This is a genomic window from Promicromonospora sp. NPDC050249 (assembly GCF_040656015.1).
GTDB lineage: Bacteria > Actinomycetota > Actinomycetes > Actinomycetales > Cellulomonadaceae > Promicromonospora.
On sequence record NZ_JBFAKY010000017.1, the window covers coordinates 89,855 to 106,025 of the forward strand.

The following is a 16,171-nucleotide window of genomic DNA, read 5'->3' on the forward strand; positions in this document are numbered from 1 at the left end:
CCGCCCAGCAGACCGCACGAGTGTTCGAGATAATAGACGCACCGAGGAAGTGAGAACTAGAGGCGAGCAGCGGGATGGGCGGGGGTGGGCATGGTGGAGCAGACGACGAACAGTGGCACCGCCGCCGGCCTGCCTGCTGCGGCCTCGATCGAGGAGACTCTGGCCCGGATCGAGAACGAGATCGACCACCTCACCGCCCAGACCAACCCCGAGACGCTGACCGGGTGGGACGCCCCAAGCATCGGCCGCCTGGCCGACGCACACACCCGGATCCGTCGGCTGACCGGACGCCTGGACGGTGTCCGTTACACCCTGCTGCCCCGGATCGAGAATGAGGGTTCGTGGCGCTCGGGTGGCACGGCCCGGACGTTCACGACCTGGCTGCGCCTGCGTGAAGGAATCTCCGCGTCCACGGCAGGTAAGGACATGACGATCGCGCGCCGCCTCACCACCGCCCTCCCCGTCACCCGGGAACGTCTGGTCGCCGGGACGTTGGGTGTGGACCACGCCCGCGTGATGATGGAGGTCGCGCCCACCAGCGCGACCCGCACCGACGCGCTGGCGTGGTTGATCGATACCCGCACGGGTCACACCACGACACCGGAACAGTTCGTGCAGACCGTTGCGGTCGACTTCCCCGACCCGTCCGAGGACCCGGACGGGACCCGCACCCGTGACCTGGTCACGCAGGTCCTGGAGGGTGCGGTCGCTACCGGGACTCTGGTCACGGGTGAGGGCCTGGTGCTGCGGGAGGCTGGTGTGTTGAACGCGGACCAGTTCCGCAAGGTGGCGCGCCGGTTCGCGACCATCACCGACCCGGACACCGACGACCTCGATGATGACAAGGCCGCGCAGGGCGAGTTCTTCGACTTGTCCAAGACGTTCGGTGGGTATCACGTGGCCGGGTTCCTCACCGATGAGCACGGCCTGCAGCTCACCACCGCGATCAACGCGATGATGGGTGCCCCGTCAGCGGAAGACACCCGCACGACGACGCAGCGTCGCGCGCAGGGTCTGGCGGATGTGGCGCGGGTGGTGCTGGACACCAACCAGGCCTCGCCGGGGGCGGCGATCGCACCACACCTGAACGTCACGGTGTCCTGGAACGAGTTCGTCGCTCAGGTCACCAGGACCCGTGACGGGCTGTGCCTGTCGTGCGGACAGGCGACACCCGGTCGCGGCAACCGCCCGGGCGCTGGTGCGAAGACCCCAGGCACAGGCACAGGCACAGGCACAGGAACAGGCACAGGAACAGGCACAGGAACAGGCACGGGCGCAGGCACGGGCGCAGGCACGGGCGCAGGCACCGGTGTATGTGCAGGTGCAGGCACCGGCACCGGTGCGGATGTTGGTGCAGGCGCGCTGGACACCAGCCCAGCGGCCGGTAGCCCGACCGGCAGTTCGACCGGTACTCCGAGTCCGGGTGGAGGTCCGGGTGGAGATCAGGGTGGCTGGGATACAGCGGAGCCGACACTGTCCACGCTGTTGTCGCCTGGTGGTCCGGTGTTCACCGAGACCGGCGGCCGCGCCCCACGCACCCTGGTGCGCCGGTTGGCGTGTCACAGTGCGATCACCCGGATCGTGTTCGGACCCGACGGAGCAGTCCTCGACGTGGGTCGTGCCCAACGCACCGTGTCGGGGCAGATGCGACGCGCTGTCATCGCCCGAGACCAACACTGCGTCTACCCCGGATGTGACCAACCACCCTCACGGTGCGAGGTCCACCACGCCATCACCCACTGGGCTGCCGGCGGGGACACCTCGGTGACCAACAGTGCGTTGCTGTGCTGGTACCACCACCAGCTCGTCGACACCCGCGGCATCACCATGCACTGGACCGGGAAGGCCCCGGCCGACACCACTGCCGGTGCTCTGCTGGAGACCGGATGGGCCTTCACCGACGCCCGTGGGCACCGCATCCAACTACCCGAACCCATCGAAGCGCCACCACCAGCCGACGCCGCCTGACCGACCGACGCCGCCTGATCGACCGATGCCGCCTGATCGATCGACCGACCGACCGACCGCTTGACCGTGTCCGTCCGAGCCCGCCCGCCTGACCGTGCCCAAGCCTCCGGACGGGCGGATCCCGCAAGCTGGATCCGCCCGCCGCATCGCCCTGGCGGTGACCGCACCGACCTGGATTTCGGCGGTCCGGGACCAGCGAACGGACGTACCTCAAGACCCGGGCGCGACTCCGGGACTACACCGTGATGGCGTCCGCCACGATCTCGCGCTCGGCGCCCGCGGCGATGCGCCAGACGGCGTCGGCGAGGTCGTCGGGGTCGAGGGTCGTCGTGGGAAGGTCCAGGCCGGGTGTGCCGTCGGCGTTCGCGGGCAGGGAGGTCAGCATGCGGTGGATGTCGCCGCGTTCGATGAGTCCGCCGACCACCAGGGATCCGACGTGGACACCGTCGGGCGCCGCAGCCTCGGCGAGGGTCAGGGCATAGGTGCGCAGGGCGGCGGAAGCCGGCGCGAACGGTCCGAGGAACGGCAGCGGGACCAGCGCGCTGAGCCCCGCGACGTAGACGATCGCGCCGCTGCCGCGCTCGCGCATCCCGGGCAGGACCAGCCCCGCCAGCTCGACGGCGGGCTCCACCACCTGCGCGGCGGCGGCACGCACGTCGTCGGGGCCTGTCTCGAGGATGCCGACGGGCGGGGCTGCGGGGTTGTCCGCTCCCGGCCCGTGATAGACGACGTCGATCTGCCCGAGCTCGCTCTGGACCTCGTCGATCGCGCGGCGTAGCTCGCCGGGAGCTCGTACGTCCGCGGCGACGGCGATCGCGCGGACGCCGGCCGAGCGCAGGTCGTCCAGATAACCCTGGTGGCGATCGGCGCTGCGGGAGACGAGACCGACGTCGTATCCCTCCGCGCCGAAGCGACGTGCTACCGACATGCCGAGCCCGGGACCTGCGCCCAGGACCAGCAGGGTGGGGGAGGTGCTCACTCTTGTCTCCTCGTCGTCGTCAACTTGCCGCCCGTTGGATACGGTGACGGGATCGATCCTCACGGTCGCGCCGACGTCTCGGAAGAAGGCACTTTCATGTCAGATGGGAACACCGGTGTGCCCCACATGGTCGCCGCCGCCGTCAGCGCCGGGTTGCCGGGAAAGGTCCCGGTCGCGGACTACGAGGCGTGTCCGGTCACGCACGCGGTCCGGATGCTGGGCGACAAGTGGACGCTGCTCATCCTGATGCTGCTCGCCGAGCGTGCGCACCGGTTCAACGAGCTCCACCGGCGTGTGGACGGGATCAGCCAGCGGATGCTGACGCGCACCCTCCGGACGCTGGAGGACGACGGGCTCGTCGTCCGGACCGTGTTCCCGACGGTCCCGCCGGGCGTCGAGTACGGTCTCACGGCGCGGGGTCGTGAGCTGTTGGTCCCGCTGTCCGCACTGGCCGACTGGGTGGTGCGGGACAGCGCGGCGTAGGACGTCGTGGAATGGCGAGCGCGGCGGCGGCCGCCGCTCTCGCCGTGGTTGCCGCTCTCGCTAACGTACGCGTATGCGAACGTCAGCCGGGCCGCGCGGGCTGCTCATCGGGAGACGGCACGAGGCCCGGCGCATCAGCGAGCTGACCGATGCCGCGCGCGACGGCCGGGGCGGCGCCCTCGTCCTGCGCGGCGAGGCGGGTATCGGCAAGAGCGCGCTGCTGGAGAGCGTCCAGCAGGGGGTCGAGCAGAGTGCCCAGCAGAGCGTTCCCGCATTCCAGGTCATCCGAGCGACCGGATCCCAGTACGAGGCGGAGCTGCCGTTCGCCGCCCTGCACCAGTTCTGCCTACCGGTGCTGAAGCATCTTGACGAGCTGCCCCCGCAGCACCGGGACGCCCTCCTGGTCGCGTTCGGGCTGGCCACGGGCACACCTGACGTCTTTCACGTGGGCCTCGCCGCCCTCGGCCTGCTCGCGGCCGCGGCCCGGGAACGCCCGCTCCTGTGCCTGGTCGACGACGCCCAGTGGCTGGACGCCGCCTCGTCGAAGGCACTGACCTTCCTCGCCCGGCGGATCGCCGCCGAGCCCGTCGCCATGGTGTTCGCCGTCCGGCTGCCTACTCCGGTCGGCGAGCAGGACGGGCAGGACGGGCAGGACGAGCAGGACGGGCAGGACGGGCAGGACGAGCTGGACGGCCTGCCGAACCTGACCGTCGGCGGGCTGAGCGACGCGGAGGCCGGCGCGCTGCTCACCGCGCAGAGCCACGAGGCCCTCGACGAGCAGGTACGCGACCGGATCGTGGCCGAGGCGCGCGGGAACCCGCTGGCCCTGCTCGCCCTGCCCAGGGCGGGCGGGTTCGCCCCGCCGGACGCGTCCCCGGTGCCGACCCGGGTCGAGCAGGGCTTCCGGGCGACGCTCGCCGGTCTGCCCGCGGACGCGCGGCTGCTGCTGACCATCGCGAGCGCCGACCCGACCGGTCACCCCGGGCTGCTGTGGCCCGCGGCGCAGCGGCTCGGTATGGACGTCGGGCGCGCGGGGGCGGCGGCTACCGCTACGGGGCTCGTCGAGCTCGGTACGCGCGTCCGCTTCTTCCATCCGTTGGCCCGCGCTGCCGCCTACCAGGCGGCGGGCACGGAGGAGCGCAGGCGGGCGCACTGGGCGCTCGCCGCGGTGACCGACCCGGTCGCGGACCCGGACCGGCGCGCGTGGCACCGCGCGCAGGCCGGCGCCGGACCGGACGACGAGGTAGCGGCCGAGCTGGAGCGTTCGGCGTCCCGTGCCCGGGCGCGTGGCGGGGTGGTGGCTGCTGCGGCGTTCCTGGAACGTGCAGCGGAGCTGTCGCTGGATGCGCGCAGGCGGGTGGAACGGACGTTGACGGCGGCCCGGGCTCAGCTCGAGGCAGGCGCCGCCGACCGCGCGGCCGAGCTGCTCACCGCCGTCGAGGGCTCGGGCCGAGGCGCTGGCCTGGACGAGCTGCGGCTTGCCGAGGCAGACCTGCTGCGGGGCCAGATCGCCTTCGTGCGGGAGGGGGACGACGGCGGTCCGGCGTTCATGCTGCGCGCGGCAGGCCGCCTCGCGGAGCCCGCCCCGGAACGGTCCCGTGAGATCTACCTCGAGGCGCTCGAGATGAGCCTGCTCGTCGGCCGGGGGACCGGGGTGATGGACCGGGTCCTGGAGGAGGCTCAGACCGCTGCTCAGCCCGCCCCGCGCACCCCGGACATCCTGGACGCGCTGTCCGTCCTGGCCGCTGAGGGGCACCGTGCGGGGGTGCCGCTGATCCGGGCCGCCCTCGACGGCGTCGACGGCGAGATGTGGACGCGGCATCCGGCGCTCGCCATCACGCTCGCGGCCGAGCTGTGGGACCCGCAGACCCACGCGACGATCATCGAGTGGCTCATGAAGCACGGCCGCGAGTCGGGTTCGCCACTCGTCCTCTGCCTCGGCCTCGCCCAGACGGCCACCCACGCCGCGATGACCGGCGACCTCGACCGGGCGATGGCAGCCATCGCCGAGGAGGAGGCGATCACCGACGCGACGGGCGTGCCGTCCGTCATGTACCACCGGCTGCACCTGGCCGCCATGCGCGGACGCCGCGAGGAGGCGTTCGCGCTGTTCGAGACGGCCACGGCTTCCGCGCGCAGCGCCGGCCAGTTCGTCGCGAACGTGCACTGGGCGCGGGCGGTGCTGAACAACGGCCTCGCCGACCATCCCGCGGCGCTCGCCGCCGCCCGTCGGGCCACCGCCGACGGCGACCTCTACATCGCCGCGATCGCCCTGCCCGAGCTGGTCGAGGCCGCCGTCCGCTGTGGTGAGCTCGACGCCGCCCGGGCCGCGCTGGAGTCCCTCACCGAACGGACGGAGGCGAGCGGGACGGCGTCGGGCCTTGGTATCGCCGCCTCCGCGCGTGCGCTGGTGACAGGCAGCGAGAACGACTACCGGGAGGCGCTCGACCACCTCGCCCAGAGCCCGCTGCTGCCGTACCGGGCCCGGGCCCATCTCCTGTACGGGGAGTGGCTGCGCCGCGAGGGCCGACGGCGGGACTGCCGCCCGCACCTGCGCACCGCCCACGACCTGCTGTCCGGGGCCGGGCTGGAGGCGTTCGCCCAGCGGGCCGCCGCCGAGCTGCGCGCCACCGGTGAGACCGCCCGCAGCCGGTCCGGGCACACGCGCGACCAGCTCACCATGCAGGAGCTGCACATCGCGCGCCTGGTGGCCACGGGTGCGACGTCGAACGAGGTGGCCGCCCGGCTGTTCATCAGCCCGCGCACGGTCGACGCGCACCTGCGCAACATCTTCCGCAAGCTGGGCATCACGTCCCGCAGGCAGCTCAGGGACCAGCCAGACCTCAGGTCTACGTAGTTCTCGCCGACGCGACGCAAGCCCCGTCCGGGGGACCGTCGTGCCATGGAACGTCGCACAGTCTTGAAGATCTTCGGTATCGGCATCGGGGGAGCAGCGGTCCTGGGCGCCGGCGGCCTCGGCGCCTACTACGCCACCGCCAGGCGGGACACCGTCGGCGCCGTCGACTTCGCCTCCCCACTGGTGATCCCACCGCTCGCCGAGTCCACGGTCGATGCCTCCGGGGCGCGGGTGTTCACGCTCGGCCTCCAGGCAGGGGAGACGGCGTTCAAGGACGGGCCGGCGACCCGCACCTGGGGCGTCAACGGCAGCTACCTCGGCCCGACGGTCCGCGCCCGCCACGGCGAGCGGGTTCAGCTCGCGGTGCACAACGGCCTCGACCAGGAGACCTCGCTCCACTGGCACGGCATGCACCTGCCCGCTGCGATGGACGGCGGCCCCCATCAGCCCGTCGCGCCCGGCGCGACCTGGGAGCCGACGTGGACCGTCGACCAGCGGGCCGCTACCCTCTGGTACCACCCGCACGTGCACGGCGCGACCGCCGACCACACCTACCGCGGCCTGACCGGCCTGTTCCTCATCGACGACGCCGAGGACGACTCGGCCGGCGACTCAGCCGGCGACTCAGCAGGACAGCCGAACCTGCCGTCCACCTACGGCGTCGACGACGTGCCGATGATCGTCCAGGACCGGGCGTTCGACCGGGACAACCAGTTCGTCAACCGCATCCCGCTGGCGGGCTCGCTCGGAGTGATCGGCGACGAGATCCTCGTCAACGGCACGCTCGGCCCGTACTTCGACGTCACCACGGGGCTCGTGCGGCTGCGCCTGCTCAACGCCTCCAACGCGCGTCTGTACAACTTCGGGTTCTCCGACGACCGGCGGTTCGCGCTGATCGCCACCGACGGGGGTCTGCTCGCCGAACCCTGGGAGACCGATCGGCTGCACCTCTCGCCGGGCGAGCGCGCCGAGGTCGTCGTGGCCTTCGAGCCCGGCGAGACCGTCGACCTGCGCTCCTACCCGTCCCCGGGCCTCGGCGGTGCGTCCGGCCGGCTCGACGGCTTCGAGGATCGCCTCGACGTCTGCCGGTTCCACGCCGCGGACACCCTGTCCGACGACGCCGAGCTTCCCACCGAGATCCCCGCAGTGCTCGCGGACGCCCCGGACCTGGCCGGCGCCGCGGTCGCCGCGGAACGCACCTTCGTGCTCGCGTCGGACCAGATCAACGGCCGTTCGATGGTGATGGACCGCATCGACTTCGGCGTCCGCGAGGGCACCGTCGAGGTGTGGGAGGTGACCAACGACAACGGGTTCCTGCACAACTTCCACGTCCACGACGTCCAGTTCCAGGTGCTCACGGTCGACGATGCGGAGCCGGAACCGCACCTGCGCGGCTGGAAGGACACGGTCCTGCTGGTCCAGGGCAGGCGCTACCGGCTGGCGATGCGCTTCACCGACCACACCGACCCGAACGTGCCGTACATGTACCACTGCCACCTGCTGCAGCACGAGGACGACGGCATGATGGGCCAGTTCGTGGTCCTGGCCGAGGACGAGCAGGTGGGTACGGTCTCGACCGCCCACGCCCATCCCTGATCCGGCCGCTCGTCAGGTGCCGGACAGGCGGACCGGGTCGACCGCGAGCTCGAGCCGTTCCCGGACCCACCAGTCGCCGGTGCGGCGCCGTTCCTCCGGCGTCGTGTACCGGTAGTGGTGCAGGACCGCCCGGACGACGCGCGGCGGCCGGCCGTCGAACGGATCGTGGCGCAGCAGCCGCAGGGTCTCGGGGTCGGCCTCCAGCAGCCGGCGCAGGAACATCGTGAACCACCGCGCGGGGTGGCCGAGCGGCAGGAACCACATGAGCCAGTCCAGGCGCAGGTGATAGGGCGCGACCTGCGGCGGACGCCGGCCGACGGGGCCGGGCTTGCCGCGGAACTCGTACTCGGCCCAGTCGTCGGGCCCGGGTTCTTCCGCGAGGGTGCCCTCCACGGTGATCTCGTCGCGACGCCGGGTGATCGAGCCGAACGCCCCGTAGGCGTTGACCAGCCGGAACGGCTCGAAGCTCGCGTTCATCCGCTGATGGCGGGAGGCGAGGTTCATCGCCGGCCGGACCGACAGCGCCAGGAGCAGCAGGGCCACGGCGCTGACCACGACCACGAAGGCGAGCGGTGCGGCGGGTGCGGCGGGTGCGGTGGCAGCCCCGCCGCCGTCGGGCAGCCCGAGCAGGCCGCCCAGCCAGGCCCACGTGCCGTCGTCGACCACGCCGAGCGCCAGGACGATGGTGGCCCAGTTGAGCCAGGCGAAGTTGCCGGTCAGCACCAGCCAGCCCTGGGTGAGGACGAACGCCAGGGCGGCGACCGACGGGAACGGCTGCGGGAGCAGCAGCAGCCACGGCAGGAGCAGCTGGGTCACGTGGCTGCCTGCGACCTCGAACCGGTGCCACCAGCGCGGCAGGTGGTGGGCGTGCCAGGAGAACGGGCCGGGCAGCGGCTGCGTCTCGTGGTGGTAGGTCAGGGCGGTGAGGTCGCGCCAGGCGGTGTCGCCGCGCCACTTGATCAGGCCCGCGCCGAGCTCCAGCCGGAACAGCAGCCAGCGCACCGCGAGGATCATCAGGAGGGGTGTGCCCACGGCGTCGGACCCGAGGAACGCCGCGAGGAATCCCGCCTCGCACAGCAGGGTCTCCCAGCCGAAGGCGTAGAAGGTCTGTCCGACGTTCACGAGCGACAGGTAGAGCCACCACAGCGCGAGGAACACGAGCGCCGGTACCCACCAGGGCCCGGCCTGCGGCAGCCCGACGACGACGCTCGCCCCCAGCAGCATGCCGCACCACGCGACCACCACGAGCAGCCGGTCGGAGTAGCGCAGGCCGCGCAGCCGGAACAGGGAGGGCCCGTCACGCCAGCGGGTGCGCGCGACGTACCTCGGGACGGGCTGGAGGCCGCGCTCCCCGAGCAGCGGCCGGAACTGACGCAGCGCGCCGAAGAAGGCGAGCGCATACAGCGCGCCGAAACCACGCTGGAGCAGCGTGCGCGCGACGTCGTAGTCCGCGCTCGACCACCAGCCGAGCCAGTCGGGCACGGTGCCTGCCATGTGATCACGGTATCTGGTCACCAGTCACTGGTCACCGCGTCGGGCCATCGCATCGGGCCACCGCGTCGGGCCATCGCGTCGGGCCGTCGCAACGGACCACGGCCGCGCTTCCCACCTGGCTGGATCCGGCGCCCGGGCGTCGGGAGGGGTCCCGGGGACCTACCGGGATGATTGCCACAGGACGGTCACCCGACTTCCCGGGTGGGCGGGGCAGCAGGGGAGCCGGCCATGCGCACGTTCTGGGGCACGTACCGCACGCCGCTGCTCGCGATGGCGCTCAACCTCAGCGGCACGGGGGCGGGTTATCTCTGGGCGAGAGCCATGTGGTTCCTGCCCGTGCACTGGATCGGCTTGTTCGTCTGGTGGCTCCTGGCGACGAGCACCACCGGATGGCTCGTCGCCCTGCTCACGTGGGTCGGGCTGAGCGTCGTGGCGGCCGGGCTGCTCGGTGCCAGAGAGACGGTCCGGGAGCGGGCGGCGCGCGCACCCGGTGGCCGGGTCTCCGCCGTCGTGGGCGCGGTCCTGGCAGTGGTGCTGCTGGCCGGGAGCGCGATCGGCGTGGACGCGTACCGGGCAGGCGCCGCCGCCGCGTACACGCGGGGCGTCGCGGCGCACGCCGACGGCGACTGCGCGGCCGCGAGCGGGACGCTCCACACCGTGGACGACGGCACCTTCCGGCGCGGTTTCGCGGCCTCGCCCGAGGCCGTCGACGCCGAGCTCGAGGCGTGCGCGACCCTCGAGACGGCCCGCTCCACGGCGGCCGCGGGCGGACACAGCAGGGCGATCGAGACCTACGACAGCTACCTGGGCACGGAGCCCGCGCGGTTCACCGGCGCCGCGGCGGAGCAGGCGTCCACCCGCCTCGACCATGGCGACACGCTCGCGGCCCAGGGCGCGCTGGAGACGGCGCTCGAGGAGTTCACGGCGGTGGCCGACTCGGGCCTGCCGGCTGCCGAAGAGGTCCCGGAGCACGTCATCGAGATGTTCAGGAATGCCCTGGCGGGCCGGGACAACGCGTGCGGTGTCGCCGAGGAGCTCCAGTGGTTCGCCGCACAGGGTGACGTCGCGATCGCCGCCGACGTCGCCCGGGAGGCTGATGAGAGGCTGCCCGGGACGCTGCTCCACTGCGCCCGGCTCCGGTTCGCCGATGCCCGCGCGGGGGCACAGGACCATCCCAGGTCGTACGACGCGGGCAGGTTCGGGGAGGCGCGGTCCACCGCCGCGCGGGTGGTCCGGGAGTTCCCGCGGAGCGCGTACGTCGACCCGGCTCGCACCCTGATGGACCGGATCACCGGCGCCGCCCGAACCGCCGCCGAGCGCAAGCAGGTGCTGGACCGGCAGGCGGCGGAGCGTCGTCGGAAGCAGGCGATCATCGACGAGATCGAGGAGACCACAGGGGGCAAGCTCCCGCCCCCGCGCACCACCGGCTCGTCCGGGACCACGTCGGCGCGGGTGGAGGTGGAGAACGGCACGTCGGAGACCCTCGAGGTGCTGTGGACGGGGCCGAGCACGGGGAAGCTGACGGTACCTGCGGGCTCGGGCGACCGGTGCCTCGGCGGCGGTGGGCCCACCCGGTCGATCTCGCTGGTGCCCGGCGACTACACGGTGGTGGTCAGGGCGGTCACCGACGCAGGGGTGACTCCGTACAAGGGCTCGTGGGACATGAGCACGGGCACCCGGTACGGCGAGTGCTACTACATCGAGACCATCTTCGGGTGAGGCCGTCGGCCGGCGTGCTGCCTGCCTGCGGCCCGGTCAGCGCAGTGCAGGCAGCACGTGCTCGCCGAACGACTCGATGAACGCGTCCTGCTGCTTGCCCACGTGGTGCAGGTAGAGGCGGTCGGCTCCGGCGTCGCGCAGGGCGGCCAGGTGGGCGGTCAGCGCGCCGAGGTCGGACGAGACCAGCACGGCGCGCCGCACGTCCGCGATACCGACGTCCGCCGCCAGGGCGTCGAACTCGGCGGTCGTGGCGGTGTCCGCGGCGACCTCGGGCGGGCCGGTGAGCGTGTGCCACTGGTCCAGAGCCGTCGCCTCGGCCTCCGCCTCGGTAGGGGCCCACGAGAGATGCACCTGGACGGCGATCTCGCCGCGGCCCCCGGCCTCCCGGTACGTCTCGATCATCTGCCGCAGCTCCGCGACCGGCTTGTTCACGGTGACCAGGCCGTCCGCCCACGGGGCGTGCCGGCGCGCGGTGGCGACGGTCAGGGCCGGGAGGATCAGGAGCGGCATGATCTCGGGAAGCGTCCAGAGCCGTGCCTGACGCGCGACGACCAGGCCCGTGTGGTCCACCTCCTCGCCGCGCAGCAGCGCCCGGATCACCTGCACGCACTCCGCCAGCCGGGCGTCGCGCTCGGCCTTGGGCGGCCACGGTTCTCCGGTCACGTGCTCGTTGAGGTACTCGCCGGAGCCGAGGGCCACCCAGAGCCGCCCGGGATACATCGCCCCGAGGGTCGCGATCGCCTGCGCGACGATCACCGGGTGGTAGCGCTGGCCGGGCGCGCACACGGTGCCGAAGGACAGCTGTGTGGTCGCGAGCGCGGCGCCGAGCCAGGACCACGAGAGCCCCGACTCGCCCTGCCGCTCGCTCCACGGCGCCACGTGGTCGGAGCACATCCCGGCGTCGAAGCCGGCGTCCTGCGCGAGCCGGGCCACGCGCAGCCCTTCCGTGGGGTGGAGCTGTTCGTGGGAGACGTGGAAGCCGATGACGGTCATCGCTTCTCCTCACCCTTGGACGCGACGCGCTCCGGGTCCCCGCCCGCCGGCTCGACCGCCGGGTCGTCCACCGCGTCGCCGTCGACCGTGCGCCGCAGCCACCGGTAGCCGTACCCGGCGATGGGGATGCGCCCGTCGGTCTCTACGGGCGGGTAGTCCTGGTCCACGTGCACGTCGACGTAGCGTGCGAGGCCCGCCTCGAGCGCCGAGGCCTCGTCGGCGGGCAGCTTCGCGACGACGTCCTCGTCCGCGAGGTTGGCGATCAGGAGCACGCTGGACTCCTCGACCTGGTAGCGCAGCGCCAGTACGGACGGGACGCCGAGGTCCCACGGTTCCGGTCGGACCCGGCCGAGCTCGCTCAGCCCCAGCCGGGCGCGCACCAGCCCGCCCACCCTGTGCAGCAGCGAGCCGTCGCGCACGTTCTGCTCGTCCACGCTCACGTGCTCGGGGCCGTAGGGGCCGGTGACCACGGGCGCCTGGAACTGGTCCGGCGGGGCGTTCGAGAAGCCCGCAGTCGGCGTGTTCGACCACTGCATGGGGGTGCGGACGGCCTCGCGCTCCGGCCGGTCGAGGTCGTCGCCCATCCCGATCTCGTCGCCGTACCGCAGCACCGGCGGGCCGGGCAGGGAGAGCGTGACGGCGTGCGCCATGGCTATGCGGCGCGGGTCGCCGTCGAGCATGGGGGCGAGGCGCCGCCGGATGCCGCGGCCGTAGACCCGCATCGAGTCCTCGGGAGCGAAGGTGTCGAGCACCTCCGTGCGCTCGTCCTCCGCGAGCCGGACCAGGTTCAGCTCGTCGTTGTTGCGCAGCCAGTGCGCGTACGTGGCGCCGTCGGGGGGTGCGGCCTGATGACGCAGCGCCCGCTCCAGCGGCTCGGCCTGGCCCCGGGCCAGGGCGAGGAAGAGGTGGTTGTTCGTCCAGAAGTCGAGCAGCATCGTCATGCCCTGGCCGTCGGACCCGAAGTACTGGGCGGCCTCGGACGGTGCCTCGTCCACCTCGCCGAGCAGGACGGCCCCTGTGCGCTGCCCGGTCACGGCGGCCCGCATGTCGCGCACGAGCCACTGGCCGTCGGTGTCCGGGCGGGCGGCGCGGGCCCGTTCGAGCATCATCGGCATGGCGTCCACCCGGAAGCCCGAGACGCCCATGCGCAGCCAGAACGCGACGATGCGGTACAGCTCGTCCCGGACGCGCGGGTTGTCGAGCGCCAGGTCCGGCTCGTGGGAGTAGAAGGCGTGCCGGTAGAACTGCTGCGCCTCGTCGTCCCAGGTCCACGTCTTGGGCTCGACGTCGGGGAACATGGGCTTGATGTCGTTGTTCGGCTCGTCGGCCCAGATGTAGTAGTCGCGGTACGGCGACCTCCGGTCCTGCCGCGCCTCCTGGAACCAGCGGTGCTGGTCGGAGGTGTGCTGGGCGATCAGCTCGACCAGGACGTGCAGGCCGAGGTCCTCGGCCGCCTCGAGCAGGTGGGCCATGTCGGCCAGGTCACCCAGGCGGGGATCGATCGCGAGGTGGTCGGTGACGTCGTAGCCGCCGTCCCGGAAGGGCGAGGCGTAGAACGGCAGCAGCCACACGCACGTGGCGCCGAGCCCGCGCAGGTAGTGCAGGCGTTCGGTGATGCCGCGCAGGTCGCCCCAGCCGTCGTCGTTGGAGTCGGCGTAGAGGCGGGGATCGAGCTGGTAGATGATCGCGTCGGAGTACCAGGAAGAGCGCATGGTCACCTCGGGCTCGGGAGGTCATGGGTCCTGAAGTCACGGCGGCCGGGGCTGGACCGCTGACTTCTCGCACCGTGTCACATGTCCGGTTTGCTCGCATCGTGGCTGGTCGGCTGGACGGCTGAGCCGATCTGCGATGAGGTAACGCCCATGAGATGGCGCAACGGCGAGCACGGCTACGGGATCGTCACGAAAGTCCTGCACTGGTCGACGGTCGCGCTCCTCCTGGCCCAGTTCGCCGTCGGCTACGTGATGGACGACAAGGCCGACGTGCCCGACGTCGACTGCGACCCGCCGGGCGAGGACCGCAGCGGCGGCGACACGTCGGACGCCGAGGAGCAGCGCCTGGACGAGCGCGAGGACCGGTGCGAGCAGGCGCAGGAGGTCCGCGAGGAGGATGCGGAGGACGCCGTCGGCACCGCCTGGTCCGACCTGTGGTCGGGTGACCTGGGCGGTGGCCTGACCGGGGACCCGGCCGGCGGCCTGACGCTGCCCGGCTGGCACGTCCTGCTCGGCCTGGCGATCATCACGATCGGTATCGTGCGCGTCGTGTGGCGCCGCACGACGTCGCTGCCGCCCTGGGACCCCCGGCTCACCCGGACCGACCGCAAGGTGCTGCACCGGGCCGAGCAGACCCTGCTCGCGATGCTCTTCGTGGTCCCGGCGACCGGAATCGCGCTGGTGGTCGGCAGCAACGACCTCGTGCCGCTCCATATCGCCGCGCACCTGTGCTTCTACGCCGCGCTGGCGGTGCACGTCGGCGTCGTCGTCCGGCGCCGGGTCGTCGGCCGCATGCTCTGACGTGCGCTCCGCCCGGAACCCGATGACGATCGGGGGATGAGCACCGGATCCCCCACCGAACAGCCTCCCGCTGCCGCGCTCGCGGACGACCGCCGGTTCTTCGGGCACCCGCTCGGCCTGATGACGCTGTTCACCACCGAGCTGTGGGAACGGTTCAGCTACTACGGCATGCGCGCCATCCTGGTCTACTACCTGACCGACACCATCGCCAACGGCGGTCTCGGTCTCGACCAGACGCTCGGCGAGGCGGTCGTCTCGATCTACGGCACAGGCGTCTACCTGCTCTCGGTGGTCGGGGGCTGGCTCGCCGACCGCGTGATCGGCGCACGACGCTCCACGCTGTACGGCGGCGTCATCATCGCCGCGGGGCACGTCCTGCTGGCGATCCCCGCGGCCGGATTCTCCTACCTCGGCATCGTGCTGGTCGCGCTCGGCACCGGCCTGCTCAAGCCGAACGTCTCCTCGATGGTCGGCTCCCTCTACCGCCGGGACGACCCCAAGCGCGAGGCCGCGTTCCAGATCTTCTACATGGGCATCAACATCGGCTCGCTCTTCTCGCCGATCGTCGTCGGCGCCGTCCGAGCCGTCTGGGGCTACCACGCGGGATTCTCCGTCGCCGCGTTCGGCATGGCGTTCGCGCTCGTGTTCTTCGTGGTGGGCCGCAAGAACCTGCGCGGAGCCGGCGACGACGTACCCAACCCCGTCCGCCCGGAGGAGCGTCCCGCCGTCGCGCGGATGTTCGTCATCATCCTGGCCGCCGTCGGCCTCATGTACCTCGTGGCGCGGCTCGTGTCGGGGGAGTGGGGCGTGTACGCCCTCATCGACACCCTCAGCTACGTCGCGTTCCTCGCGCCCGTCGCGTTCTTCGTCGTCATGTACCGCTCACCCCGCGTGAGCGACGCCGAACGTTCCCGCCTGCTCGCCTACATCCCGCTGTTCGTCGCAGCGATGCTCTTCTTCATGATCTTCGAGCAGGCGGCGACCACCCTCGCCACCTTCGCCGCGGACCGGACGTCGCGCGAGGTGCTCGGTCTCACCGTCAGCCCCGAGTTCTTCCAGTCCGTGAACCCCGCCTCGATCATCATCCTCGCGCCGGTCTTCGCCTGGCTCTGGGTCCGGACCAAGGACCGCCCGCCGACGCCGTACAAGTTCGCGATCGGCCTGGCGCTCGCTGCGACGTCGTTCCTCGTGCTCGCGGCCGCGTCGGCGATGGCGGGCGACGGCCTGACGCCGGGCTGGGTGCTCGTGTCCGTGTTCGTGATCCAGACGCTCGGTGAGCTGTGCCTGTCGCCCGTGGGCCTGGCCGCGACGACGCTGCTCGCGCCGCGTGCCTACCAGGGGCAGGCGATGGCCCTGTGGTTCCTCGCGCCGGCCGCCGGACAGGCGATCACCGCGCAGCTCGTCCAGGTCACGGACGGGGCGTCCGACACCGTGTACTTCGGCGGGATCGGCGTGGTCGCGCTCGTCTTCGCCGGCCTGCTCGCGCTGCTCGGCCCGTGGGTCACGCGGCACGTGCGCCTGGCCGACCGGATGGAGGGCGTGCGCACGGCGGGGGACTGAGGGCGTGTG

The 16,171-nt window shown here is 72.3% G+C and carries 11 protein-coding genes; 7 read left to right on the forward strand and 4 right to left on the reverse strand.

Annotated features, from left to right (window positions below):
• Window positions 1-90: 90 nt before the first annotated feature.
• Entirely contained in the window at window positions 91-1,968 is a 1,878-nt protein-coding gene (locus tag AB0I32_RS15695) for a DUF222 domain-containing protein (RefSeq protein ID WP_357507508.1), read from the forward strand.
• Window positions 1,969-2,203: 235 nt separating this feature from the next.
• Here AB0I32_RS15695 and AB0I32_RS15700 read toward each other — a convergent pair whose 3' ends face one another.
• The gene (locus tag AB0I32_RS15700; RefSeq protein WP_357507510.1) at window positions 2,204-2,947 is read right to left on the reverse strand and encodes an SDR family NAD(P)-dependent oxidoreductase; all 744 of its coding nucleotides are present in this window, start codon (window positions 2,945-2,947) and stop codon (window positions 2,204-2,206) included.
• Between the two features lie 96 nt (window positions 2,948-3,043).
• On the opposite strand from AB0I32_RS15700, the gene AB0I32_RS15705 reads away from it, so the two are divergent.
• From AB0I32_RS15705 to AB0I32_RS15715, 3 genes are all read left to right on the forward strand, one after another.
• Window positions 3,044-3,430, forward strand: a complete 387-nt coding sequence (locus tag AB0I32_RS15705; RefSeq protein WP_357507512.1) for a helix-turn-helix domain-containing protein — start codon at window positions 3,044-3,046, stop codon at window positions 3,428-3,430.
• A 73-nt stretch (window positions 3,431-3,503) separates the two neighbouring features.
• Window positions 3,504-6,287: an AAA family ATPase gene (locus AB0I32_RS15710; protein ID WP_357507513.1), complete on the forward strand. Its 2,784-nt coding sequence runs from the start codon at window positions 3,504-3,506 to the stop codon at window positions 6,285-6,287.
• Window positions 6,288-6,332: 45 nt separating this feature from the next.
• Window positions 6,333-7,883: a multicopper oxidase domain-containing protein gene (locus tag AB0I32_RS15715; RefSeq protein WP_357507516.1), complete on the forward strand. Its 1,551-nt coding sequence runs from the start codon at window positions 6,333-6,335 to the stop codon at window positions 7,881-7,883.
• 12 nt (window positions 7,884-7,895) lie between these two features.
• On the opposite strand, the gene AB0I32_RS15720 is transcribed toward AB0I32_RS15715, so the two are convergent.
• On the reverse strand, window positions 7,896-9,377 hold the full coding sequence (locus AB0I32_RS15720; RefSeq protein WP_357507518.1) for a lipase maturation factor family protein: 1,482 nt from the start codon (window positions 9,375-9,377) through the stop codon (window positions 7,896-7,898).
• Between the two features lie 228 nt (window positions 9,378-9,605).
• Between AB0I32_RS15720 and AB0I32_RS15725 the strand changes: the two genes are divergently transcribed.
• Window positions 9,606-11,096: a hypothetical protein gene (locus AB0I32_RS15725; protein ID WP_357507520.1), complete on the forward strand. Its 1,491-nt coding sequence runs from the start codon at window positions 9,606-9,608 to the stop codon at window positions 11,094-11,096.
• 36 nt (window positions 11,097-11,132) lie between these two features.
• On the opposite strand, the gene AB0I32_RS15730 is transcribed toward AB0I32_RS15725, so the two are convergent.
• Together AB0I32_RS15730 and AB0I32_RS15735 are read right to left on the reverse strand one after the other, a co-directional pair.
• Window positions 11,133-12,089: a TIGR03885 family FMN-dependent LLM class oxidoreductase gene (locus AB0I32_RS15730; protein WP_357507522.1), complete on the reverse strand. Its 957-nt coding sequence runs from the start codon at window positions 12,087-12,089 to the stop codon at window positions 11,133-11,135.
• Entirely contained in the window at window positions 12,086-13,801 is a 1,716-nt protein-coding gene (locus AB0I32_RS15735; protein ID WP_357507523.1) for an alpha-amylase family protein, read from the reverse strand. Before AB0I32_RS15735 ends, AB0I32_RS15730 begins: the two co-directional genes overlap by 4 nt.
• 150 nt (window positions 13,802-13,951) lie before the next feature.
• Between AB0I32_RS15735 and AB0I32_RS15740 the strand changes: the two genes are divergently transcribed.
• Window positions 13,952-14,602, forward strand: a complete 651-nt coding sequence (locus AB0I32_RS15740) for a cytochrome b/b6 domain-containing protein (RefSeq protein WP_357507525.1) — start codon at window positions 13,952-13,954, stop codon at window positions 14,600-14,602.
• Between the two features lie 36 nt (window positions 14,603-14,638).
• Window positions 14,639-16,162 (forward strand): peptide MFS transporter, encoded by a 1,524-nt coding sequence (locus AB0I32_RS15745; protein ID WP_357507527.1) that lies wholly within the window; start codon window positions 14,639-14,641, stop codon window positions 16,160-16,162.
• Window positions 16,163-16,171: the final 9 nt, after the last annotated feature.